20 protein-coding genes and 2 pseudogenes are annotated in these 22,539 nt (G+C 69.2%); 10 read left to right on the top strand and 12 right to left on the bottom strand.

Annotated features, from left to right (window positions below):
- Nucleotides 1–221 precede the first annotated feature (221 nt).
- The 4 genes and pseudogenes from AB0I10_RS34930 (at nt 222) to AB0I10_RS34915 (ending at nt 5,649) form a co-directional block, all read left to right on the top strand.
- The gene (locus tag AB0I10_RS34930; protein ID WP_363156735.1) at nt 222–1,763 is read left to right on the top strand and encodes an AMP-binding protein; all 1,542 of its coding nucleotides are present in this window, start codon (nt 222–224) and stop codon (nt 1,761–1,763) included.
- Nucleotides 1,764–1,880: 117 nt separating this feature from the next.
- A pseudogene (locus AB0I10_RS34925) lies at nt 1,881–2,173 on the top strand (AMP-dependent synthetase); the annotation flags it as partial.
- Complete coding sequence (locus AB0I10_RS34920) at nt 2,170–3,813, top strand: AMP-binding protein (protein WP_363156734.1); 1,644 nt, start codon at nt 2,170–2,172, stop codon at nt 3,811–3,813. The pseudogene AB0I10_RS34925 and the gene AB0I10_RS34920, both read left to right, overlap by 4 nt.
- A 309-nt stretch (nt 3,814–4,122) precedes the next feature.
- A complete protein-coding gene (locus tag AB0I10_RS34915) occupies nt 4,123–5,649 on the top strand; it encodes an RICIN domain-containing protein (protein WP_363156733.1) in 1,527 nt (508 codons plus the stop codon).
- Nucleotides 5,650–5,705: 56 nt separating this feature from the next.
- Here AB0I10_RS34915 and AB0I10_RS34910 read toward each other — a convergent pair whose 3' ends face one another.
- The gene (locus AB0I10_RS34910) at nt 5,706–6,203 is read right to left on the bottom strand and encodes a hypothetical protein (protein WP_363156732.1); all 498 of its coding nucleotides are present in this window, start codon (nt 6,201–6,203) and stop codon (nt 5,706–5,708) included.
- A gap of 44 nt (nt 6,204–6,247) precedes the next feature.
- Nucleotides 6,248–7,342 (bottom strand): hypothetical protein, encoded by a 1,095-nt coding sequence (locus tag AB0I10_RS34905; RefSeq protein WP_363156731.1) that lies wholly within the window; start codon nt 7,340–7,342, stop codon nt 6,248–6,250.
- Nucleotides 7,343–7,821: 479 nt separating this feature from the next.
- Here AB0I10_RS34905 and AB0I10_RS34900 point away from each other — a divergent pair, with 479 nt between their 5' ends.
- The 3 genes and pseudogenes from AB0I10_RS34900 (at nt 7,822) to AB0I10_RS34890 (ending at nt 11,107) form a co-directional block, all read left to right on the top strand.
- Nucleotides 7,822–8,541 (top strand): hypothetical protein, encoded by a 720-nt coding sequence (locus AB0I10_RS34900; protein WP_363156730.1) that lies wholly within the window; start codon nt 7,822–7,824, stop codon nt 8,539–8,541.
- Nucleotides 8,542–8,608: 67 nt separating this feature from the next.
- Complete coding sequence (locus AB0I10_RS34895) at nt 8,609–10,456, top strand: FG-GAP-like repeat-containing protein (protein WP_363156729.1); 1,848 nt, start codon at nt 8,609–8,611, stop codon at nt 10,454–10,456.
- A gap of 310 nt (nt 10,457–10,766) precedes the next feature.
- Nucleotides 10,767–11,107 (top strand): annotated as a pseudogene (locus tag AB0I10_RS34890) (hypothetical protein).
- A gap of 70 nt (nt 11,108–11,177) precedes the next feature.
- On the opposite strand, the gene AB0I10_RS34885 reads toward AB0I10_RS34890, so the two are convergent.
- Nucleotides 11,178–11,708 carry an NUDIX domain-containing protein gene (locus tag AB0I10_RS34885; protein ID WP_363156728.1) on the bottom strand — a complete coding sequence of 177 codons (531 nt, stop codon included), beginning with the start codon at nt 11,706–11,708 and terminating at the stop codon, nt 11,178–11,180.
- 131 nt (nt 11,709–11,839) lie between these two features.
- Between AB0I10_RS34885 and AB0I10_RS34880 the strand changes: the two genes are divergently transcribed.
- Nucleotides 11,840–12,880 (top strand): hypothetical protein, encoded by a 1,041-nt coding sequence (locus AB0I10_RS34880; protein WP_363156727.1) that lies wholly within the window; start codon nt 11,840–11,842, stop codon nt 12,878–12,880.
- Nucleotides 12,881–12,976: 96 nt separating this feature from the next.
- Here the strand turns inward: AB0I10_RS34880 and AB0I10_RS34875 are convergent, their stop codons facing one another.
- The 9 genes from AB0I10_RS34875 to AB0I10_RS34835 all read right to left on the bottom strand — a co-directional run bounded on the left by AB0I10_RS34875 (nt 12,977) and on the right by AB0I10_RS34835 (nt 21,646).
- Nucleotides 12,977–13,843, bottom strand: coding sequence for an MBL fold metallo-hydrolase (locus AB0I10_RS34875; RefSeq protein ID WP_363156725.1), 867 nt, complete (start codon nt 13,841–13,843; stop codon nt 12,977–12,979).
- Nucleotides 13,844–13,847: 4 nt separating this feature from the next.
- Nucleotides 13,848–14,429 carry a TetR/AcrR family transcriptional regulator gene (locus tag AB0I10_RS34870; protein ID WP_363156724.1) on the bottom strand — a complete coding sequence of 194 codons (582 nt, stop codon included), beginning with the start codon at nt 14,427–14,429 and terminating at the stop codon, nt 13,848–13,850.
- Nucleotides 14,430–14,494: 65 nt separating this feature from the next.
- The gene (locus AB0I10_RS34865; protein ID WP_363156723.1) at nt 14,495–14,869 is read right to left on the bottom strand and encodes an MmcQ/YjbR family DNA-binding protein; all 375 of its coding nucleotides are present in this window, start codon (nt 14,867–14,869) and stop codon (nt 14,495–14,497) included.
- Nucleotides 14,870–15,046: 177 nt separating this feature from the next.
- The gene (locus AB0I10_RS34860; protein ID WP_363156722.1) at nt 15,047–15,613 is read right to left on the bottom strand and encodes a GNAT family N-acetyltransferase; all 567 of its coding nucleotides are present in this window, start codon (nt 15,611–15,613) and stop codon (nt 15,047–15,049) included.
- Between the two features lie 115 nt (nt 15,614–15,728).
- Entirely contained in the window at nt 15,729–16,469 is a 741-nt protein-coding gene (locus AB0I10_RS34855) for a hypothetical protein (protein ID WP_363156721.1), read from the bottom strand.
- A gap of 522 nt (nt 16,470–16,991) precedes the next feature.
- Complete coding sequence (locus tag AB0I10_RS34850; RefSeq protein ID WP_363156736.1) at nt 16,992–18,449, bottom strand: catalase; 1,458 nt, start codon at nt 18,447–18,449, stop codon at nt 16,992–16,994.
- A gap of 218 nt (nt 18,450–18,667) precedes the next feature.
- Complete coding sequence (locus AB0I10_RS34845) at nt 18,668–19,852, bottom strand: thiamine pyrophosphate-binding protein (protein WP_363156720.1); 1,185 nt, start codon at nt 19,850–19,852, stop codon at nt 18,668–18,670.
- 4 nt (nt 19,853–19,856) lie between these two features.
- Nucleotides 19,857–20,753 (bottom strand): 2-hydroxy-3-oxopropionate reductase, encoded by an 897-nt coding sequence (locus AB0I10_RS34840; protein ID WP_363156719.1) that lies wholly within the window; start codon nt 20,751–20,753, stop codon nt 19,857–19,859.
- A gap of 50 nt (nt 20,754–20,803) precedes the next feature.
- Nucleotides 20,804–21,646 (bottom strand): TIM barrel protein, encoded by an 843-nt coding sequence (locus tag AB0I10_RS34835; RefSeq protein ID WP_363156718.1) that lies wholly within the window; start codon nt 21,644–21,646, stop codon nt 20,804–20,806.
- 150 nt (nt 21,647–21,796) lie between these two features.
- On the opposite strand from AB0I10_RS34835, the gene AB0I10_RS34830 reads away from it, so the two are divergent.
- Nucleotides 21,797–22,066, top strand: a complete 270-nt coding sequence (locus AB0I10_RS34830) for a hypothetical protein (RefSeq protein ID WP_363156717.1) — start codon at nt 21,797–21,799, stop codon at nt 22,064–22,066.
- Nucleotides 22,063–22,476, top strand: coding sequence for a helix-turn-helix domain-containing protein (locus tag AB0I10_RS34825; RefSeq protein ID WP_363156716.1), 414 nt, complete (start codon nt 22,063–22,065; stop codon nt 22,474–22,476). The genes AB0I10_RS34830 and AB0I10_RS34825 overlap by 4 nt, the downstream gene beginning before the upstream one ends.
- Nucleotides 22,477–22,539: the final 63 nt, after the last annotated feature.

Raw genomic sequence — 22,539 nt, 5'->3', positions numbered from 1 at the left:
AGCGGCGTAGGGCCTGTCCGTTGGGTCATGGCCGGGCCCGTCCCTGACCCATCGGACAGGCCCTGTTCTCACCTGCGGCTGACGGCCTGACCGCCTGACCGCCGCCGACACGAAAGCTGCCGCTTCACCTGCCGGCAGATGCGGCAAGTGCCAGACTCTCCATTTCACAAGTGCCAGACTCCCCATTTCAGACGTGGTTGTTCCGGGTACAGGAGAGAGCTATGCGGACACCGATGACGATTGCGGATTTCCTCGACCGGGCCGAGCTGGGATTCCGTTCCAGCCCGGGGGTGGTCGACGAACCGGACCAGCCCGCCCCGCCGGTTCCGGTGTCGACCTACGGGCGGTTCGGTGAGCGGGTTCGGGCCTGGCAGGCGGGGTTTGACGCGCTCGGTGTCGGCGAGGGCGAGCGGGTGGCGGTGGTCAGCCACAACTCGGCGCGGATGCTGGAGCTGCTGTTCGCGGTGCCGATGAGCGGCCGGATCTGCGTTCCGGTGAATTTCCGCCTCAAGCCCGAAGAGGTCGATTACGTGGTGCGGCAGAGCGGGGCCTCGGTCCTGCTCGTCGACCCGGAGCTGGATGACGCACTGGCCGGCGTCAAGGCACGCCACCGGTTCGTCCTCGGCGAGCAGACCGAGGCCGAGCTGATGCGGTTCGGCGTCGATCCGCGTCCGTGGTCGAACCCGGACGAGGATGCCACCGCGACGATCAACTACACATCGGGTACCACCGCCCGTCCCAAGGGTGTCCAACTGACCCACCGCAACATCTGGGTCGACGCGCTGACCTTCGGCCTGCACACCCGGGCATGGGAGCGCGATGTCTACCTGCACACGCTGCCGATGTTCCACTGCAACGGCTGGGGAATGCCGTACGTGATGGCCGGGCTCGGCGTCAAACAGGTGGCGCTGCGCAAGGTCGACGGCGCGGAAATCCTACGGCGGGTCGATGAGCACGGCGTCACGCTCATGTGCGGTGCCCCGGCTGTCTGGAACATGGTGCTGGATGCGGCGGCGACCTGGGAGGGTGAGATCCCGGGCCGCGACCGCGTGCGGATCATCTGCGCGGGCGCCCCGCCACCGACCAAGACCATCCAGCGCCTGGAGGACGAACTGGGCTGGGAGTTCACGCAGATCTACGGCCTGACCGAGACCTCGCCCCTCCTCACCGTCAACCGCACCCGGCCGGGCGATGCCGACCTTCCTGCCGAGGAACGGGCGCGCAAGCTGTCCCGCGCAGGTCTGCCCGCACTCGGCGTCAAGCTGAAGATCTCGGAGTCCGGCGAGGTCCTGGCCCGCTCGAACACGGTGCTCGACGGATATTGGGACAAGCCGGAGGAGACATCGGCTGCCCTGGAGGGCGGCTGGTTCCACACCGGCGACGGAGGCACGATCGACGAGGCCGACGGCCACCTGACGATCTCGGACCGAAAGAAAGACGTGATCATCACCGGCGGCGAGAATGTGTCGTCGATCGAGGTGGAGGACACCATCTTCAGCCACCCCGGGGTCGCCGAGGTCGCCGTCATCGGTGTTCCGCACGAGAGGTGGGGCGAGACGATCAAAGCCCTGGTGGTCCTCGCCGAGGGGGCGACGGCTCAGGAGTCCGACATCATCGCTCACTGCAAGCAGCACATGGCCGGCTACAAGGCTCCGACTTCCGTCGAATTCCGCGACAGCATTCCCCGTACGGCTACCGGCAAGATCCAGAAGTTCAAGCTGCGCCAGCCGTATTGGTCGGAGCTTGACCGGGGAGTCAACTGACTGCCGTCCGACCTTACGTAAGGCCGGACGACGGATCCTGCCCGGCATGGCCGGCGATGAACCTGTCGAACGAGTCCGGGCATGCGGCACCCCTCCAGCGGCGCCGCATGCAGACAGCTCCCACACGAAGCGGTCGCCGAGGCCGTCGTGGTGCCGGCCCCCGACCCGTTGCGGCCGGCCGTCCCCAAGGCGAGTGTCGTGCCGGCGGCCGGCTGGGAGCCGGGCCCGGAATCCGCGAAACTGCTCTTCGAGCACTCCCGTGAAGTGCTGGCCCCTATAAGCGCATCCGGCGACCGGAGTTCGCCGAACTGCCCAAGACCGTCTCCGGCACGATCCGCCGAACCGAGCTGCGCGAGCGCACCGCGCAGGGCGACGGCGATGCCGAGTACTGGGAGGAGAACCCCCGATGAACCAGCCGCAGAAAGAGCTGTCGTACGCGAGCGGAGTCGCCGAGCGGCCGCTGCTCGGCCACACCATCGGCGCCGATCTGGCCCGCAGCATCGCCCGGTTCGGCGACCGCGAGGCGCTGGTCGAGGTGGCGGGCGGCCGCCGCTGGACGTACCGGGAACTGGGCCGCGCGGTGGACGAGGTGGCTCTCGGCCTGCTCGCCAAGGGCGTCGGCAAGGGCGACCGGGTCGGCATCTGGGCGCCCAACTGCGCCGAATGGGTACTCGTCCAGTACGCCACCGCCCGCATCGGCGCGATCCTCGTCAACGTCAACCCGGCATACCGGGTCCACGAGTTGGCGTACGTCCTCCAACAGGCCGGCATCACGGTGCTGGTCTCCGCCGTCCACCACAAGACCAGCGACTACCGCCGGATGATCGAGCAGGTACGGGCCGAGAGCCCGGCGCTGCGCGATGTGGTCTACATCGGCGACCGCACCTGGGGCGGACTGCTGGCCGCCGGCGCCGCCGTCCCGCACACCCGGCTCGCCGAGTGCGAAAAGACCCTGACCGCCGACGACCCGGTCAACATCCAGTACACTTCCGGGACCACCGGCTTCCCCAAGGGCGCCACCCTCTCCCACCACAACATCCTCAACAACGGCTACTGGGTGGGCGAGACCGTCGGCTACACCGAACACGACCGGGTGTGCCTGCCGGTCCCCTTCTACCACTGCTTCGGCATGGTCATGGGCAACCTCGGCGCCACCTCGCACGGCGCTTGCATCGTCATCCCGGCCCCGGCCTTCGACGCCGCCACCACCCTCCAGGCCGTCCAGGACGAGCGCTGCACCTCGCTCTACGGCGTCCCCACCATGTTCATCGCCGAACTCGACCACCCCGACTTCGCCACCTACGACCTCTCCTCCCTCCGTACCGGCATCATGGCGGGCTCCCCCTGCCCCGAGGAGGTCATGAAGCGGGTGGTCGCCGAGATGCACATGGCCGAGGTCTCCATCTGCTACGGCATGACCGAGACCTCCCCGGTCTCCACCCAGACCCGCTGCGACGACGATCTGGAGCACCGCACCGCGACCGTCGGACGGGTGCTCCCGCACATCGAGGTGAAGGTCGTCGACCCGGCGAGCGGGGTGACCGTGCCGCGCGGCACACCGGGCGAACTGTGCACCCGCGGCTACAGCGTGATGCTCGGCTACTGGGAGGAGCCGGAACGCACCGCCGAGGTCGTCGACGCCGCCCGCTGGATGCACACCGGCGACCTGGCCGTCATGAACGACGACGGCTATGTCCGGATCGTCGGCCGGATCAAGGACATGATCATCAGGGGTGGCGAGAACGTCTACCCGCGCGAGATCGAGGAGTTCCTCTACTCCCACCCCAAGATCGCCGATGTACAGGTCGTCGGCGTCCCGGACGAGAAATACGGCGAGGAGATCGCCGCCTGCGTCATCCTCCGCGACCCCGAAGTCCCGCTGACCCGCGATGAGCTGGCCCGCTACTGCCGCTCCCGGCTCGCCCACTTCAAGGTGCCGCGCTACCTCGACATCGTCGATGCCTTCCCGATGACGGTCAGCGGCAAGGTCCGCAAGGTCGAACTGCGGGAGCGGTTGGCGGAGGAACTGGGGCGGGTGGCGCGGGCGTAGGGCCTGGACAGCCGGTGGTGGTGACCATGGCGCCGGTGGTCGGAAGCTCCGGTGCGTCGTGGTCGCGTACGGCACCGTTGAACGCGGCGCACGTGGCACGTCGGCCTGATCCGAGACGCCGGCGCGATCGAGCAGTTTCATGTCCGGGCGTCGGCGGGGGTCGACTACCGATCCGGTGCGGTGTCTCGTCGCCGTGCTCCGCAACTATGACTCAGAAGTGACCTTGCCAACCCTGACGCTCTTGTGACTTTCTGGAGTCAACCGAAAACCGCCTGTAGTGGGCGGTCGGGGAACGGTGAAGGGATGACGATGAGCACTGCCCACGCGGCAGCCACAGGTGACGAGCACTCCGCCCCTCCGATCAGCACAGTCGCGGGGACTGGGGTCGCGGGGTTCAAAGGGGACAACGAGCCTGCCGTTTCGGCTCAGTTGAACCGTCCGTACGGGATCGCGGTGGACAGCACCGGCACCCTCTACTTCTCCGACTTCTACAATCACCGGGTCCGGAAGATCACGACTGACGGGAAGGTCGGCACGGTCGCGGGGACCGGGGCTGCGGGCTTCAGCGGGGACAATGGCCCTGCCGTCTCGGCCCAGCTGAACTACCCGCGTGCGGTGGCGGTCGACAGCGCAGGCACCGTCTACATCACCGATACCAACAACCACAGGGTCCGAAAGATCACGACCGATGGGAAGATCAGCACGGTCGCCGGCGCGGGCACTGCGGGCTTCAGCGGTGACGGCGGCCCCGCCACCGCCGCCCGGTTGCACACCCCGTTGGGGGTGGCAGTGGACAGCACCGGTGTCCTCCACATCATCGACCACGGCAACCACCGGATCCGAAAGATGACGGTCGATGGGAAGATCAGTACGGTCGCGGGGACCGGGTCCGGGGGCTTCGCGGGAGACGGCGGTCCAGCGGTTTCAGCCCAGCTGAACGGCCCGCACGCAGTGGTGGTGGATGGCGCGGGCGACCTCTACATCGCCGATTACAGCAATCACCGGGTCCGGAAGATCACGGCCGATGGGAAGATCAGCACGGTCGCTGGCACGGGCACTGCGGGCTTCAGCGGTGACGACGGCCCGGCAGCCTCAGCCCAGCTGAACGGTCCGGTAGGAATGGTGGTGGACAGCACCGGCATCCTCTACATCGCCGAGTACAGCAATCACCGGGTCCGGAAGATCACGGCGGACGGGAAGATCAGCACGGTCGCTGGCACGGGCACTGCGGGCTTCAGCGGTGACGACGGCCCGGCAGCCTCAGCCCAGCTGAAGAACCCGTTCGGGCTCGCTGTGGACTGCGTCGACACCCTCTACATCGCCGACCACCTCAACCACCGGGTTCGGAAGATCGCGTCGGCGAGGCTGGCCGGGCTGCCCGATTCGGGCACGGTGGTTTCTTGGGCCAATGTCCGGAGCAGGCTGCGGATGGCGGTCCAGCGTGAATCCACCCAGGACGGGGCCGAGATCCACCAGTCCCTCGCCGTCCCCAGGGATCACCAGCGGTGGCGGCTGGTCGCGGCGGGCCAGGACAATGGCGACGTCCTGTACAGGATCGAGAACGTGCGCAGCGGCAAGGTCCTGGAGGTCGTCGGGGCGGGGGTGGCGGCCGGAGCGGTGGTCGCGCAGCGCGCCTACGAGGGTGCTGACGCACGCCATCAGCAGTGGAGACTGATCCCGGTGGGCTCGGTGACCGGCACCCCGCGGGTGTACGAGATCGCGAATCGGAACAGCGGTCTGCTCCTCCGCGTCGACACCAACGCCCGCACGGTGATCAAACAGCACGGGGCGGAGGGCGACCACCGCGAACGGCAGTGGCAGCTGCTCCCCGTGTGACACACGAACGAGGGGTCAGGGGCGGTGCTCGCCCCTGACCCCTCGGAACTCGGACACTACTCGGATCGGTCCGGCTTCTCGGCGCTCGCCTTGGGGGCCTTGGGCTCCTTGGCCTCGGCAGCTTGCGCCTTGGGCTTCATGCACTCGTCCTTCGTCGGCATGTCCTTCAGGCCCTCGGGCTTCTTAAGGTCGCTGTGCTTCGTCACCGTCTCACTCGACTTCTCCATGCCGGCCGCCGCCGCCGTGGATACCGAGCTTGGCTCCTGGGCGTACTGGGTCTGCGCATCGGCCGATGCCTGGGTGTTGCGGATGAAGGCGCCGAGGAAACCCAAGACGACCCGCGCTTCGGGTGACTGCTCCTGCACGATCTTCGCCCGGGAGGAAGCCCCGTGGATCGCGCTGGTGTACAGGCTCGTGGTCGTGTCGTCGTAGGTGTAGTCGTCGGCGTCCTCGAAGTCGACGCCTTCTCCCGGCTGCGGCTTGTCGCGGTCGGTGGTCACCGAGAAGAGCCCCGCGCCCTTGCTCGCGAAGCCGAAGATGTTGTCGAACACCATGGTTGTCACCCCTGGTCGTCGTCGTGGCGGTGCCGCCCGCCCGGTCAAGGCTGCTTGTACAGCCCTCTCTGGCTGTCGGTCAGGCTCTCGCCGTCGAACATCGTGTGGTGGACCTCCAGGGCGGAGACGACCTCGGCCAGTCCCTTCATGCGAAAGCCGCCGCCTGCCAGGTCGATGTCGCTGATGTCGCGGGCGACCAGCCGGTCGAGGCCGGGATAGTCCCCGCGCTGCGGGGGAGACAGGACCGCCACCGGCACCTTGTACTGCACCGCGAGCAGCCCGGAGAAGGTCACCGGGATCTCGTACGTGTACTGCTTGCGGGTACGGCGCTGCGTGACGAGGGTCTCCACGCGGGAGCCTGCCGGGACCTTGCCGGAGATCTGCGATTTCGAGGCCCAGCCGGTGGTCAGGGAGCCGCCGACGGAGGCCGCGATGCCCTGCGCCAGCGAAGCGTTGAGTCCCGCCGTGCCGGAGGCGCTGCCCGTGGTCGTGAACGCAGTCGAGCCTGCCACCGAGCCCGACGCAGAGTTCGTCACCCCGTTGGTCACGCCCATGTCGACGGCGTTCGCGTTGTCCACCCCCACGCTGTCCTTGCTGTTCTTGTTGGTCACCGTGTTCGCGTTCTTGTTCGTCATCTCATTCTTCAGCTGCGTCTGAAGCTGCGCCTGGAGGTTCAGACCGAGCTGCAGCTGAAGCTGCAGCTGAAGCTGCGCGCTGACGCTGCCGCCGAAGGTGAGCTTGGAGTCCCCCGTGAGTGACCATGTGGCCCCGTTCGACACGGTGAAATCGACCGAGTCGGTGAAGGTCATCTCAGACTTACTGCGGTTGACGTAGGTGCGCGAGGAGAACGTGTCGGGCGGGGGCTGGCTGATGTTGCGCCGCTCCTCGATCAGCGGCTCCCCGAGGTTCATGTAGGCGAGCCAGCCCAGCTGGTACGCGGATCCGGGGAAATCGCCGAAGCTCGACTTGTTCAGGGAGAACCCGACGGGCTTGTGCCGCACACCGTAGTCGTCGACGTAGACCAGGTTGGGGTGGTCCAGGATGGACTGCCAGGTCTGCTCGATGTTGAGTTCCCGCAGGTTCTTCTTCGTCAGTGGCTGGCGCTTGGCCCGTTCCAGGTTGTACGCGTTGGAAGGCATTTCCCGTCCTCAACTGATTCTGGTCGAACCGCGCTCGGCAAAATGGAAACAGACATCTGCGCGCGTTCCGAAAATCGAAGTTATCACGGGCCCCATTCCGGCACCCGCCCCAGCGGCGGGCTCAACGCCGACGACAGTAGAAATTCAGCCACCGCCACTCCACCCCCAACAGCCTCGAATCTCGAATTGCACCCCTAAAAGATCTGCACCCGTAAAGGTTTGGCGGCTGCTCTCAACTTGCGTGAGGTGGCGGCAGCTTGCGGCACTGTCGAACAATCGGTCGACGGATTTCCGATAGTCCTGCCTGCGAGTGCTGTGGCCTCGGATGTTGCCGAAAGTGAGGGTATTCGTTTCGGCCATCCATTTGTTTTAGGTCGTTTCGATTGAGGGTGTGGGCTTTCGGTAATGCTGCGTGATAGACCACTGCATTGAGAGTCCGACGCGTTGTTCTCTACATTCGAACAGGTGAGGTTTCCGCGATGTACACCCAAGAACGCACGACGATGGCGAATTTGGTGGTCGGCGGCCCGGTGGCGGTGAACAGTTATGACAACGCGATCGTGGCAGCGCTGGTCGAGAATCGACCGGTCATGCTCGTTCACGCCTTCAACGGCGGCTACCTGCGGCCGACCGAGCTGAAGGAGGAGAGCCACGACAAGGGGGTCAAGCTGGCCACCGCGCTCGATCCGGCCACCAAGGAGGCGCAGGGCCACCTTTGGTACATCACCCCCGCCGGCTTCTTCGGGCAGCGACCGCTGTACTTCATCGAGAGCGCCGCGGGCCAGGTGTCGCCCAAACCCGCTGGTGCAGGCGACGCCGACGCCGGGCGCGGTGACGATGGCGCGCCCAAGCCGCAGCGCAGGCGCATCGCCGTCCACCAGGAGGCCCCCAAGAGCACGGCCGACACCGTCCAGGTCGGCCTCCCCGACAAGGTGGGCGACAAGTGGCGTGGGAAGAACGGCGCGCCCGAGGACACCCAGCTCTGGGTCGTCACGGTGACGCCGTGGGGCGGGATCACCTTCGTGCCGATCACCCATCCCGACGCCATCCTCGGGTTCAAGGACCATGCGGTGACGGCCGACAGCGAGGTGCGTCTCACCTACAACTGGGGCGGGGACTTCACCGGGACGGTCATCAACACGTTCTACCCGCGGCTGCCCAGCGAGTGGAACGTCCCGTATCACCACGTCTTCACGTGATCCGCGGCCACCGCCGCGCCACACCCGTCCCGAGCCAACGCCCGCACCGCCTGGAAGAGGCACCACGATGCCCGTGCCCACGGAAGAACTGAAGCTGGAGATCGTCAACGCCGCCACAGGGAAGACGCTCGGCGTCAAGGCCGCGCCGAGCGCGGACGGGGCGCTCGTCGTCCGCGACTTCCCCGATGGCGGCCCGAGCCCGGAGCAGTGGCAGCTCACCCCCGCGCAGGCCGCGCAAGGTGGGCAAGCACAAGACGAACAGGCATATGTGATCCGCAACGCGGTCAGCGGCAAGGTGCTCGACAACCCCGCCGCCGCGGACCGCGGCGTCCGCCAGTGGAACGCCGCCGCCGGCAAGAAGGGCCAGCAGTGGCACGTCGTCCCCGTTGAGGGCGAAGCGGGCCTCTACTTAATCGAGGGCGCGACCGATGGCGCCGTTCTCGACCTCGCCGACCCCGGCGAGGACGACACCCGGATCGTCCTGCGAGAGTACGACGACAGCGCGGAGAGCCAGCGGTGGCGCTTCGTCCCGGCCGAGCCCGAGCGCACCAGCGACCCCGTGCTGCGCTGGGCACCACTGAGCCACTGGAACGGCCGCCAATCCTGGCGGCTGGCCCGCTCGACCGCGCTGCGGCCGGCACCCGACGCGACGCCCTCCTTCAGCAACATGCTGCTGGTCCTCGAACAGTTCGGGAGCGACCAGGACGCCGGCGGGTGGAAGAGCGACGGGGCCAACCGCTCTTGCAGCGGGCAACCGGGCTGGTGGGCCGGGCCCGGTGCGCGGTTCCTCGCCGACACCACGGGAACAGGGCAGGCGGACATCGTAGGGCTCAAACCACCGAAGGGGGCTGTGACGTCGTCCAGCAGAGGCGACGGGACGTTCGACGACGACGAGCGTGCCCTGCACCAAGGCGCGCCCTCCCCGAGTCCCGCAGACCTGTGGACCCTCGTGGACACGACGGGCGACGGCAGGCCCGACGTCGTCGTACTTGCCGCTGACGGTGTCCGGGTGTCCCCCCAGGACGAGGCCGGGACATTCGCGCCCGCGGGCGGCGAGCCGGTCCTCAAGGCGTTCGGACACGGCCAGCAGGCCGGCGGGTGGCTTGCCGACAAGCACCCCCGCTTCCTCGTCGACACCACCGGTGACGGCAGGCTCGACCTCGTCGGCTGCCACGACGACGGCGTCTGGGTGTCACTCCAGGACGAGGAAGGAAAGTTCGCACCGATCGCCGACGAACCCGTTCTCCGGGCGTTCGGCCACGACGAGAAGGCGGGTGGTTGGCTTGTCGACAAGCATCCCCGCTTCCTCGTCGACACCACCGGTGACGGCAGGCTCGACCTCGTCGGCTGCCACGACGACGGCGTCTGGGTGTCACTCCAGGACGAGGACGGGACGTTCGCCGACCCTTTGTACGTCCTCGACGACTTCGGGGTCGACCAGGGGTGGAGCTCGGTCGATGAGCACCCCCGGTTCCTGGTCAGGACCACCGGTGACGGAGCACTGGACATCGTCGGGTTCGGCCCGCAGGGCGTCGTCGTCTCACGCGGGCGCGGCGACGGCACGTTCGAGCCCCCGAAGCTCGTCCTGAACGACTTCGGGCTCGCCCAGGGGTGGACGAGTGGGAAGCACCTCCGCTTCCTCGCCGACGTCACCGGCGACGGCAATCCGGACATCGTCGGCTTCGGCGACGAGGGGGTCTGGGTGTCGCACAGCCGCGGCGGCGGCCAGTTCGAGCAGGCTCAGCTGGTGTGCCACGGGTTCGGGTACAACGAGGACGCAGGCGGCTGGCGGGTCGACCGCCACCCCCGCTTCCTCGCCGACGTCACCGGTGACGGGCGCGTCGACATCGTCGGCTTCGGCGGCCCGGGGGTGTACGTGGCCCGAAACCTCTTCCGCCGCTTCAGGACCCGATAACGCTCGGAGGGCCTCCACAGCCGTCGGGGGGCCTTCACAGCCGCATCACGTCGACTCGTCATCGGTGTGCCGGAACCTGTCTCCCCGACCTGACATGTGGCCTCGCACGCCTTCGCCTGCGAGGCCGCACGTCGAGCAACCGCAGTAACGCCGGGGCATGCAACGCTTCCTTGGCTGCGGCTACCGTTTCTGCACGCATCGCTGCCGGGCCGTCAGCTCGTCGAGTTCCTCCTCGGCTTCGCCGAGAGCGGTCTGGGCTTCCCGCCAGCGCTGACGCACACCTGCTCGTCTGGCAAGGCCGCGTTCACCGCTGACTTCAGGGTATTCAACTTGCGCGCCGACTCCGCGGAACGTCGACTCCACGGTCTGCCGGGCCCACCAGAGCGAGTACGGCGACCACGTCGACGGCCCGTCCGAGGATGCCCTGTTCATGCTCATCACGATCTGAACGACGCGGACAACACCTTCGCCGTCATCCGGCCAGACGAGGACGAACCCGTCTGGTTCGCCTCCGTTGCCGTGCTGGACGAGGGCGGCTATGAGGTGGTCCAGCGCGGCACCAACCGCCGCGAACACGACGTCAGCGTTGAGACCGCTATCGGCCACATCGCGGGCGACTTCACCAAATGCCTTGCCGCCCGCGCTTCCTGAAACACGCCCTGGACCAGTGGGGCCGGGCGAGTGGGTTTTTGGGCCGGACGAGGAGGTCGAAGGCGCCGGTCTAAGGCACCCGGTTGGGCACGTGGCCCAGGTCGACCGGCGCCGGGGCGGGACCGGTCGGGCCGTGCAGCGGTGCGAGCAGGGCGGGGAGCTGTGGCGGCCAGAGAGGGTCGGCGGAGTCGGCCAGCTCTGCCGGGCTCCACCAGCGCCAGTGCAAGATCTTGTCGTCGGCATGCGCGGCCGCCACGCCGTCGGTGGGTTCCCGGCGCGGCCCGTAGGTGAGGTAGATGTGCTCGTGCTGGCGTACGGGCACGCCGATGGGGGTCCCCCCTGTTCGAGCGGAGCCGAGAGCTTGGGGGATGGTGAAGTCGTGCTCCCAGGTGCACAGCAGCGGACCCGGCTCAAGGTCGGTCCAGCCGGTCTCCTCGCGCAGTTCACGCCGTGCCCCCGCACGCGGCGTCTCCCCGGGTTCCAGGCCGCCGCCGGGCATCGCCCAATGGACGCCGACCTCTTCGTTGTCGTACCGGAAGAGGAAGACCGCGCCGTCGGAATCGAGCACGGCAATGCGCGCTGCCTGCCGAGGAATTCGCATGGGGGCAGCGTACGCCGCTTCCTCCGGCACGGCGGCGGCAGGCCGCCAGGCTCGATTGTCAGACCCGCAAGGCAGGATGGAGGGGTGAGCGATCAGCAGGACGCGATCGCCAGGGACACGGGGGAGATGCCATGACTGAGACGATCGCGGAGCTGGCGGGCCGGCTGATCGGGTCGGACGCCGGTGGCTGGACGCAGGACGGGGCGCGGGCGCTGGTCGCCGGGCTCGGCTGGAGCTGGACGGAGACCGCCGCCGGGCCGGTCATCGGCACCGGCCGGTCCACGGGCGATGCACGGCTGCGCCCGGTCAGGGAGTGGGAGGAGCGGTATGCCGATGGCGAGGCATACCTCGAACTGGCAGTGCCGGTACAGCCTGCCGAGCCGGACGCGGCCTCCCAGGCAGCCGCCTTCCGAGCGGTGAAGGACGAGCTGACCGCGGCGCTCGGCGAGGCGTCGATCATGGGCGTCTATGGCGACCTGGGACCGTTCTTCGACTCCGGGCCGCTGTGGGGGACGCCCTTCCTGCGCTGGCGCGGTAAGCCGGACACCCTCGAACTGCGGGCCGGGAAGACCGGTCCCGAGCTGATCCTTCAGCCCACCGACCCGGTGGAGAACTGCTTCTGGCGTCAGGGAATCGGCGAGGAGAATTCGATCACCGGATTCTTCGGCAGCCGGAACGACCCGTCGAACGGCGGCCTGGGCTTTCCGGGCGGCTGGTCGGCACGGAGTTGGGAGACGGTGACCAATGCGCTCGCCGACTTCCTGGGCACACTCCCGGCCGACACAACCGCCCTCGGCACGTCGATCTCGATGCCGGTCTACGGGGAACTGCCGGACGGCGACTCCCCGATCCTGTTCGATGTGACCTGCCGGGACCGGCTGTTGCTGGGCTGCTTCGCATCGGACGACGCCGACCCGGCCGCCCTCGGGTGGGGCACCGTGGCCGAGCACCCCGAGACCCGTCGGGTGTGGCCGGACGACGACGACCCGAAGTGGCGCATCGATGCGGGCGGCCCCGGTGAGCCGTCAGGCAGGGCGCTGGCCGAGACGATCGTGGCCACCGCACGCGCGATGGGAGTGCGCACGCCCGCAGACCTGATAGTGGGCGGTGAGGCCGAGTGGATAGGCGCGTACCGGGTCAGGTTCTACGGACTGGGCCTGGCGACCGGCTGATCACGCGGTACCGGGCGCACCCTGCCGGGGCTGCACACCCTGCATGGGCACGCCCTGCCTGAGCACGTCCTGAGCACGCCCTCCCACCGGACGGTCCTAGGCGCTGAGCCGGAGATAGTCCCACGGGTCGTGTGCGTTGAGGACCGTGATCCGTTCCCCGGCCGTGTCGCCCGCCGCCGCGACGTCCCGCAGCCGTTCCTGGTTGGCGATCCGCAGTTTCTCGTCCACCTGGGCGCTTAGCTGGACGACGTCCAGCAGCGGGTGCGAGTGCGGCGCGTCGACGGCGATCTCCCGGTGGTAGAAGTACGCATCCCCGGCGTGCAGCAGCCAGTGGTCGCCGTCCCGGACCGCGATGCCGGCGTGCCCGGCGCTGTGGCCGCCGAGCGGCACGATGCGGAAGTCGCCGTGTACGCCGGTGAGTTGGCGTACACCGGCGAAGCCGCCCCACTCCTCGCTCGCGCCGCCCGGTTCATATGTCTCCCAGCGGGGGCCGTGTGCCCAGTGCGCCGGGCGATAGCGGCGGCTGGGTGCCTCCGCCAGCGCGGCCCGCAGCTCGGCTTCCATGACATGCACCCGTGCCTCGGGGAAGTCCGGCAGCCCGCCGCAGTGGTCCACGTCCAGGTGGGTCAGCGCGATATGCCGTACGTCAGCGGCCGCGTAGCCCAGCCGCTCGATCTGCCGCAGGGCCGTCTCGGCAGGCCGGAGTCGGGGCTGGGCAAGCTCCATCCACTCCGGGGCGAGGGAGTCCTCCGGACGGCGCACATCGTCCGTGCCGAGACCGGTCTCGATCAGCACCAGCCCGTCCCGGTCCGTCTCCACCAGCAGGCAGTGGCAGACGGCGTTCAGTGGCGGCGGCCCGTCGTAGGTGGCCTCGATCGTCATCAGGGAACCGCAGTTGAGGTGGTGCACCGTGGTCGGGCGGCGCACCGACTCGACCTGGTTTGTGGAACCTGTCGGGCTCATATCGCTAGTTCGCTCCCTGTGCGGCGATCGCGCCGATGCGGCGGGCGACCGAATGGACAACGGTGGCATCGCGGCGCACCCGTGCCAGCAGCAGCGCCCCTTGCAGCGAGGACATCGCCAGATCGGCCAGCTCCTGGGCCTCCTGCTCGGCCATGCCCCATCCGCGCAGCTGCTCGACCAGCCCCGACAACCAGAGCTGGTACGTCCCTTGGCAGGCGTCGTGGATCGGGCCGGCGTCCCCGGCCTCCTCTAGTGCGACGGTCGCGACCGGGCAGCCGTCCCGGTAGTCGGAGTCCTCCAGCCCTTGGGCCCACAGCGCGCCGAGGGCGGTGATCGCGTCGGCCGGACCGGAGGCCGCGGCCAGCGCCGCGGCCATCCGCTCGCCCATCTCGGTGCCGGCCAGCGTCACCGCCTCCGCGGCCAACTGCTCCTTCCCCTGCGGGAAGTGGAAATACAGCGAGCCCTTGGGGGCGCCGCTTTCCGCCAGTACTTGAGTGAGGCCCGTCGCGCCATAGCCCTGCCGCTGAAAGAGATCGGCGGCGGTGCGCAGGATCCGGGCGCGGGTGTCTCCGCGTGATTGCGCCATACCCCGGACTCTAGACCGACCGGTCTAGAGAGGTCAAGGTGTAGAGGCTGCGGCCCGACAGTCCGTCAGTGCTCGCCCGGCCAGTCGAGGAGGAGGCGTTGGGCGCGCGGGAGTGAGGCGACGACGAGGTCGTAGGAGTCCTCGATCATGTCGAGGATCAGCCGGTCCGGGAGGTCGCCGTCCAGGGAAACGGTGTTCCAGTGCCGCTTGTTGAGGTGGTAGCCGGGCACCACCTCCGGGTGCGCCGCACGCAGCCGCTCCGCCAGCTCGGGGTCGCACTTGAGGCTGACGGTGAGCGGTACCGCCTCCAGTGTCGTCAGCGCGAAGATCTTGCCGCCGACCTTGAAGGTCGACACGTCCGGGTGCCGGGGGAAGGGGAATTCCTCGGTCGCGCCATTGAACTCCAGGCAGGCGGACCGCAGGGCGTTCGCGTCGATCATTGCCACATTATGGCGCGCACGCGCCGTGACCTGACTACTCGTCATATGGCTGACTGGGGTATCCGGACGGCCGGGACAGCCGGGATGGCTGGGATGGTCGGGTGACCGGGATGGCCGGATGCCCGGGATAGTTGACGATCCGTTGAGGGCTCGACGGCGGGGAAGCGCCGCCGGCGGTCACGGGGACGACCTGCCTGCCGTACGCCGCATACAGACCCGCGGCCACCGGTCCAGCCCCAGTGCCGCCTCCCGGGCGCGGATGGCCCGCAGCCCGGGGGTGAGTTCCGCGTCAGCGAGTACCCGGAAGCCGATCCGGGTGTAGTACGGCGCGTTCCACGGCACCTCGGCGAAGGTGGTCAGCGTCAGCGCACCCGGCCCGCTGTCCCTCTCCCATTGCTTTGAGGGTGTGGGAGGTACCTCCATCGCCCGGTCGATGAGGGCCCGGCCGATGCCGTGGTGGGCATGGTCGGGATGTACCGAAACCTGCTCGACATGGGTGCACCCGTCGACCGGCTCCCACAGCAGGTACGCGACCGGCTGCCCGGCGCCGCCCTCCCCGCAGCCCCGCTCGTCGTACGCGGCCAGTGCCCGTCCCGCTCGCTGATACCTCGTCAACTCCGTGACCGAGGGCGGCTCGTCGTCCGCGATCGCCGCCATCCCGAGGGCGCGGAACGGCTCTCCGGCGGCCCGCTCGATGTCGCGCAGCAGGGGCAGTTCGGCGAGGGACGGGGTTCGGATGATCATTCGGCCAGTGTCGCCGGTTCCGCCGGTTCCGGCGACCGGGTTTCGACGGCGGCCGTGACGTCCTGGCGCAGCGATCCGCGATAGCGGCCGGCCGCCGGTCCTCCCACCGCCCGCGTCACCGCTTCTGCGCGCCGTACTTGATCAGTTCGTCGGCGGGGTCGTTGACCGGCTGCGGGGTGCCGGTGAGGTCCATGACGAACAGCGGTATGTGCAGCTCGTCGGCGCGGGAGCGGGCGTCGCGGGCGTAGCCGGCGAGGGAGAAGAACACCGCGATGGCGGATTCGTTCAGGCCGTTGAGCCAGACGCATTCGATCTCGCGGAGTTTGGTGGACCGGGTGGTGGGATCGACCTGGGCCACCACCCCGGTGCCGCGCAGATCCACGCCGGAGGCGGTCCGCTCCTGGGTCCGTGCGACGTCGGTGTAGCCCAGCCACTTCAGATACTGGGCGGCGGCGGTGACACAGTCGCGGGCCGTACGGATGGTGACCGGGCGGAACGCCGGCCGCAGCACGGTGTGCGGCGCGCCGGGCGCCGGGCGGGGTGTGGACTTGCCGCGCATACCGAGGGCCGGGAAGCCCGGTGGTGGTGAGGTGGGCGCGGGGACGACGGGGACGCGGACGACCGTGCCGCACGCGCAGCCGGACTCCGGCGCCGGCCACTCGTCCTGGCGCCCGCAGACTTCGCAGCGCACCGCCACCCAGGAGGCCTGCCAGGTGCGGTGCACTATCTCGACGGGCACCCCGCCGCGCAGTACGGGCATGGTCAGCGGGGCCCCGCACGCGCACGGGAAGGTGGGCGGGGTGAAGGCGTTCTCGCGGCGGCACGTGGGGCACCGCACCGGCACGCTGTCGGCCATGGTCGGCTCCTGGCAGTAGGTCGGCAGAGGCAGACAGGACGGCACTGCTGCTGCCGTCCATGGTCCCTCCAAAACCTGGCGCCGGGGGCCGAATTGCGCCGCGAGCCGCAGGTCGGGCGTGAAAACCGGGGGAGCGCGGCGCATTTGGGGGCGCAGTGCGGCGCACGCGGGGAACACGAGCGGCGCACGCAGGACCGCCGGGGCGCGGGCCATGACGCACGCAGGGCCCGGAACTCCGTGACCGTACGGATTCCGGGCCCTGCGTGAGTGGGTCCCGTCCGGCAGCGCGAGAGATGGGCGCGACGGGACATCGCGCCACCGGACGGAGCAGGTGGAGAGGGGTGGGAACGGCAGGAGGCGGGCTCCGCGGCGGGGGAGAGGCTCGCCCTTCCCTATCGGGCGAGCACGCCACCGCACTGGTATCTCCCCGGATGCCGCGGAGCTCCGCACAACCTCTCCGTACCGGCCGACCACCCCTCAACGGGCCGGCCGGTACGGATGCGCAAGGGAACCGACCTCCCGTCAGTCCTCGCGCAGCTCGCGGACCCTGGCCTCGACGCGCTTGCCGTAGTCCTGGTCGGCGGCGTGGAAGTGGGCGAGGTTCTTCTCGATCACATCGTCGCGGCCGACCTGGGAGAGACCGCCGGCGATGTTGTCGACCAGACGCTTCTTCTCGTCCTCCGACATCAGCCGGAAGAGCTCACCGGCCTGGAAGAAGTCGTCGTCCTTGGAGTGCGCCGGGGCCTCGTGCGTGCCGACGAAGCCGGCGACGGCGAGCGGGGCGGAGAGTGCCTCGTTCGTCTGCACCGGGCCGCTGTACGAGTTGGGCTCGTAGTTCTTGGCATGCCGGTCGTAGCCGTTGGCGGCCATCAGGCCGTCGCGGCCGTAGTTGTTGGCCTTGGTCGCCTTGGGGGCGTTCACCGGCAGCTGGGTGTGGTTGACGCCCAGGCGGTAGCGGTGTGCGTCGGCGTAGGCGAACAGTCGACCCTGGAGCATCTTGTCCGGGGACGGGCCGATGCCGGGCACGAAGTTGTTCGGCGAGAAGGCCGACTGCTCGACCTCGGCGAAGACGTTGTCCGGGTTGCGGTCCAGGACCAGCCGGCCGACGCGCTGCAGCGGGTAGTCGCTGTGCGGCCACACCTTCGTCAGGTCGAACGGGTTGAAGCGGTAGTCCGCCGCCTCGGCCGCCGGCATGATCTGCACGTAGAGGGTCCACGAGGGGTAGACGCCCCGCTCGATGGACTGCAGCAGGTCGGTCTGGTGGCTGTTGGGGTCCTTGCCCGCCAGCTCGGCGCCCTGCTCGCTGCTCAGGGAGCGGATGCCCTGGTTGGTCTTGAAGTGGTACTTGACGAAGAAGGCCTCGCCCTCGGCGTTCGTCCACTGGTAGGTGTGCGAGCCGTAGCCGTTCATGTGGCGGTAGGAGGCCGGGATGCCGCGGTCGCCCATGAGCCAGGTGATCTGGTGGGTGGCCTCGGGGGCGTGCGCCCAGAAGTCCCAGACGTTGTCCGGCTCCTGCTTGCCCGTGAAGGGGTCGCGCTTCTGCGAGTGGATGAAGTCGGGGAACTTGATCGGGTCCTTGATGAAGAACACCGGGGTGTTGTTGCCGACGAGGTCGTAGTTGCCCTCTTCGGTGTAGAACTTGAGGGCGAAGCCGCGCGGGTCGCGGGCCGCGTCCGGGCCGCCGAGGTTGTCGGCGACGGTCGAGAAGCGGATGAACGTCTCGGTCCGCTTGCCGACGGTGCTCAGGAAGTCGGCGCGGGTGAAACCGGTGACGTCGTCGGTCACCTCGAAGTAGCCGTATGCGCCGGAGCCACGGGCGTGCACGACGCGCTCCGGGATGCGCTCGCGGTTGAAGCGCGCGAGCTTCTCCAGCAGGTGCTGGTCCTGGAGGATGATCGGGCCGCCGACGCCGGCGGTGGCGGAGTTCTGGTTGTCGGCGACGGGGGCGCCTGCCTCCGTAGTGAGAGTGCGCGCCGTCAGCGTGGGCTTCGACATGGTGACCTTCCGTACGAGAGCGCGGAAGTTGGCTTCCGCATGTCGGAGCGTAAGAACAGCTCCGACCAAACGTCAACAGTTTGTTGAAACAATCCTGGGTTGCTGGGGGTGGTGTTCCGGACGGCGACCGCGCCTGGGCGCGACAGGACAAGTGTCAGCGCAGCCGCCGCCCGGAAACTCGGGGGTCGGGACGTAGGGGAGCCCTACGTCCCACGGGCGGATCCGCGCCCGGGGTCGACCACCGGGCCGCCGGGAGCGCGTACCCCACGCCCGGTCCGGACCTCTACGAGGACCGGCCGCCGCGTGGAGACGGCTTCCCTGCGGGCCCACTCGACCGCCGAGCGGAGTTCCGCCGGATCGGCGACGCCACGGCCTGCGCAGCCGTACGCCGCCGCGAGCCGCACGGGGTCCGTGCGGAACTCGTCGGCATGGATCTCGGTGAGCATGATCAGTACGAACGGCACGTCGTACCGCGCCGCGGTCGCCAGATCCTCGGCCAGGAACGGAAAGCCCTGGCCGTCGATGACCACGACGACCTCCGCAGCCCGCTCACCCCGGGAGTCCAGGGCCTTTCTGACGCCGATCGCGGCCGGCAGCTCCCAGCCCGGAGGGCCGTTGCGGCCGTGGATCCGGTGCCGGCGCGGGTCTGCCGAGTCGGCGGGACACGCGCCCGCCGAGCCGCTGACGACGTATGTGCCGGTGGCCGTCTGCGTACCGAGGATCTCGGTGAGCTCCGCCAGGACCCAAGGGGCCGGGACGCGGAGGCCGCCGAGGTCCGCGTGGCCCGCCACGGCCTGCGGTCGTACGCACCCGGCCCGCGGGGACCAGACGTCGGCCCCGGAGCCCTGCGCGATCTCCGCCGCGGCCACATCGTCCGGCACGTCGATCAGTACCGGCCCCGGGCGCCCCTCCCGCGCGATCCGGAACGCCTCGCGAAAGGCACCCGGTATCCGCGCCGGATCCTCGATCCGCTCGGCCCGTTTGGTGACCGGACCGGCGAGCCGGACGAGATCCGGCGGCCGGCCGGCTTCCTGGCGCAGCGAGCCGGACGCCCGGCGCGAGCCGCCGGACGCCGCCCGGCCGGTGATGCAGACCAGCGGGACGGCGTCCTGCCGTGCCGCGTACAGGCCGGTGACCAGCCGAGTGGCCCCCGGACCCGCGGCCACCGCGGCGACGCCGGCCGTCCCGCTGGTCCGGGCCCAGCCGTGTGCCATGTGGGCGGCGCCCTCCTCGTGGCGCACCGCCAGATGCTCGATGCCGCCGGCCTTCTCCATCGCCGTGTAGAGAGGGAGGAGAGCGGCACCGGGGCAGCCGAAGACGACATCCACGTCTTCGTCCCGCATGATCTGGACGGCCGCCGCTATGGCAGGCACGCGCTGCGCCGGCATGGCCTCAGCTTTCGGTGGTGTGTCCGGAGAGGCGTTCGACGCCGCGGAGGAGGGCGGAGTGGTCGAGGCTGCCGTCGCCTTGGGCGCGGAGGGAGGCGACGAGGTTGGCGACGACGGTGCCGACGGGGAGGGCGGCGCCGACGGTGCGGGCGGCGTCGGTGACGATGCCCATGTCCTTGTGGTGGAGGTCGATGCGGAAGCCGGGCTTGAAGTCGCGGTTTTTGAAGTTGTCCGTCTTGCGGGCCAGGACGGTGGAGCCGGCGAGGCCCCCGCCCAGGACGTCGAGGGCGGCGGCGAGGTCGACGCCGGACTTCTCCAGGAAGACGACGGCTTCGGCGCAGGCTTGGATGTTGATGGCGACGATGAGCTGGTTGGCGGCCTTGACGGTCTGGCCGGAGCCGTGCGGTCCGCACAGCACGATCGTCTTGCCGAGGGCTTCGAGGATGGGGCGGGCCGCGTCGAAGTCGGCCTGCTGGCCGCCGACCATGATGGACAGGACGGCTTCGATGGCGCCGGCCTCGCCGCCGGAGACGGGGGCGTCCAGGACCCGGATGCCCTTGTCGCCCGCGGCCTTGGCCAGGTCGATGGAGGTCTGGGGGGTGATCGAGGACATGTCGATCAGCAGTGCGCCGGTCTTGGCGTTGTCCAGGATGCCGTCGGGGCCGTAGGCGATGGCCTCGACCTGCGGGGAGGCCGGGACCATGGTGATGACCACGTCGGCGTCCTTGACGGCCTCGGCCAGGGAGGCGGCGGCGGTGCCGCCGGCTGCGGCCAGGCGGTCCAGCTTGTCCTGCTCCAGGGTGTAGCCGGACACCTGGTAGCCGGCCTTGATCAGGTTCTCGGCCATGGGGGAGCCCATGATGCCGAGACCGATCCATGCGATCTTGGGCAGATTGCTCATGAGAGGGTCCTCTTTCCAAACACGTTCAACAAGGGGGCGCTGTGTGCGGCTCAGGGCTGGGCGGCGCGCAGTGGGGCGGGCAGCCAGGCGAAGGCGCCTGTGCTGGGGCCGTCGCCGGGCTTGTATTCGAGGCCGATCCAGCCGTCGTAGCCGTTCTTCTTCAGTCGTCCCAGTAGTGCGGTGAAGTCCAGTGAGCCGGTGCCGGGGGCGCCTCGGCCGGGGTTGTCGGCGATCTGGACGTGCGCGGTCTTGGCGGTGTGGCGGTCGATGACCTCGTCCAGGTCCTCGCCGTTCATGGACAGGTGGTAGAGGTCCATCAGGAACCGGGCGTTGTCCAGCCCACTCGCCGCGTTGACCGCATCGACGATCTCGATGGCCTTGGGGGCGGAGACGATCGGGCAGTTGGGTGACTCGGGGGCGTTGAGCGCCTCGATCAGCAGCGTCCCGCCCACCTCACCCACGGCTCGGGCGGCGAAGGTGAGGTTCTCCAGCGCCAGCGCGTCCTGCTCGGCCTCGGTGGCACCCGCCACGCGGTTGCCGTAGAGCGCGTTGAAGGTGGTGCAGCCCAGCGACGTGGCGAACTCGATCGCCACCGGGACGTTGGCACGGAACTTGTCCGACTCCTCGCCCGGGACCGACAGCGCACCACGGTCCGGGCCCGGCAGCTGCCCCGCGTAGAAGTTCAGCCCCACCAGCTGTGTGCCCGCGTCGTTCAGGGCATCACGCAACGCATCCAGCTCGGAGACGTCCGGGACCGGGGCATCCACCCACGGCCACCACAGCTCCACCGCCGTGAAACCCGCCGCCCGCGCGGCCGCCGGCCGCTCCAGCAACGGAAGCTCGGTGAACAGGATCGACAGATTGACGTTGAAGCGTGTGTCCGTGAAACCCATGAGGCTGCCGGCCCCTCCTTCTCAATGGCTTCCGAATAGTGGAACTTACTTTCTGCGTAATGGAACTTTGCCTGGCGGGCTCTGAGGCTGTCAAGGGGGACCCCGGGCAATTTCTGGTGGCCGGGCCGAACCGCGCGTAGGTTGAACGGCGTGCGATTGAGAGTTGAGTTCACGACGGAGCCGTTCGACCTGGACGAGGCGCCGGCCCATGCGGTGGTGGCGCGGGACATCGTCACCGGCGCCGAGCTGGACGCCGTCGACGTGGGTCCGTTCGGCAATACGGCCGAGGGTGACGCGGACCGGGTGCTCGGTGCGGTGGCCGACCTGCTGCGCGAGTCCCTGGAGGCGGGTGCCACCCGGGTCTCCCTCCAGGTCAATGTGATCGCGGATGCCGCGGGGTCTGAGGGGAGAAGCTCGTGACGGAGCCCGCCGACCACCCCTTCGTCCAGGCGGTCAAGCCGCTGGTGGACGCGATGGGCGGACAGATGGTCGCGCCGGACCTGGCCCAGGGCGACGACGTCGTGCTGGCCTGGGAGGGGCACGACCGGGTGGCCGTACGGCTCCCGCACCTGTCGGACTCGCTCGACCACATCCTCGCCGAGCTCCAGCGCCGACACGGCATGCCGCTGGCGGAGCTGGACCGCAAGACCAAGCAGTCTGTCGTGCGGATTCTGGAGACCCGGGGGGCCTTCTCCGTGCGGCATGGCGTGGAGACGGTCGCCGGCGCCCTCGGCGTCAGCCGCTTCACCGTATACAACTACCTGAACCGGGAAAACGCCGCGAAGGGTACGAACGCGCAGGTGGAAGGCGTGCAGGTGGAAGGCGCGTAGGTGATCGGGTGCACCCGCCGGGCGGCTTTCCCGGCAGGCGGCCGGCCCCCTTCCGGGGCCGGC

This window comes from Streptomyces sp. NPDC050636 (assembly GCF_040654775.1).
Taxonomy (GTDB): Bacteria; Actinomycetota; Actinomycetes; order Streptomycetales; family Streptomycetaceae; genus Streptomyces.
Note: the sequence above shows the minus strand (reverse complement) of the source record. Positions and strands in the feature narration are given on the sequence as shown.

Excerpts from the sequence above, each read along its gene's own strand:
- AB0I10_RS34930 (WP_363156735.1), top strand. The coding sequence starts at position 222 with ATGCGGACACCGATGACGATTGCGGATTTCCTCGACCGGGCCGAGCTG.
- AB0I10_RS34920 (WP_363156734.1), top strand. The coding sequence starts at position 2,170 with ATGAACCAGCCGCAGAAAGAGCTGTCGTACGCGAGCGGAGTCGCCGAG.
- AB0I10_RS34915 (WP_363156733.1), top strand. The coding sequence starts at position 4,123 with ATGAGCACTGCCCACGCGGCAGCCACAGGTGACGAGCACTCCGCCCCT.
- AB0I10_RS34910 (WP_363156732.1), bottom strand. The coding sequence starts at position 6,203 with ATGGTGTTCGACAACATCTTCGGCTTCGCGAGCAAGGGCGCGGGGCTC.
- AB0I10_RS34905 (WP_363156731.1), bottom strand. The coding sequence starts at position 7,342 with ATGCCTTCCAACGCGTACAACCTGGAACGGGCCAAGCGCCAGCCACTG.
- AB0I10_RS34900 (WP_363156730.1), top strand. The coding sequence starts at position 7,822 with ATGTACACCCAAGAACGCACGACGATGGCGAATTTGGTGGTCGGCGGC.
- AB0I10_RS34895 (WP_363156729.1), top strand. The coding sequence starts at position 8,609 with ATGCCCGTGCCCACGGAAGAACTGAAGCTGGAGATCGTCAACGCCGCC.
- AB0I10_RS34885 (WP_363156728.1), bottom strand. The coding sequence starts at position 11,708 with ATGCGAATTCCTCGGCAGGCAGCGCGCATTGCCGTGCTCGATTCCGAC.
- AB0I10_RS34880 (WP_363156727.1), top strand. The coding sequence starts at position 11,840 with ATGACTGAGACGATCGCGGAGCTGGCGGGCCGGCTGATCGGGTCGGAC.
- AB0I10_RS34875 (WP_363156725.1), bottom strand. The coding sequence starts at position 13,843 with ATGAGCCCGACAGGTTCCACAAACCAGGTCGAGTCGGTGCGCCGCCCG.
- AB0I10_RS34870 (WP_363156724.1), bottom strand. The coding sequence starts at position 14,429 with ATGGCGCAATCACGCGGAGACACCCGCGCCCGGATCCTGCGCACCGCC.
- AB0I10_RS34865 (WP_363156723.1), bottom strand. The coding sequence starts at position 14,869 with ATGATCGACGCGAACGCCCTGCGGTCCGCCTGCCTGGAGTTCAATGGC.
- AB0I10_RS34860 (WP_363156722.1), bottom strand. The coding sequence starts at position 15,613 with ATGATCATCCGAACCCCGTCCCTCGCCGAACTGCCCCTGCTGCGCGAC.
- AB0I10_RS34855 (WP_363156721.1), bottom strand. The coding sequence starts at position 16,469 with ATGGCCGACAGCGTGCCGGTGCGGTGCCCCACGTGCCGCCGCGAGAAC.
- AB0I10_RS34845 (WP_363156720.1), bottom strand. The coding sequence starts at position 19,852 with ATGCCGGCGCAGCGCGTGCCTGCCATAGCGGCGGCCGTCCAGATCATG.
- AB0I10_RS34840 (WP_363156719.1), bottom strand. The coding sequence starts at position 20,753 with ATGAGCAATCTGCCCAAGATCGCATGGATCGGTCTCGGCATCATGGGC.
- AB0I10_RS34835 (WP_363156718.1), bottom strand. The coding sequence starts at position 21,646 with ATGGGTTTCACGGACACACGCTTCAACGTCAATCTGTCGATCCTGTTC.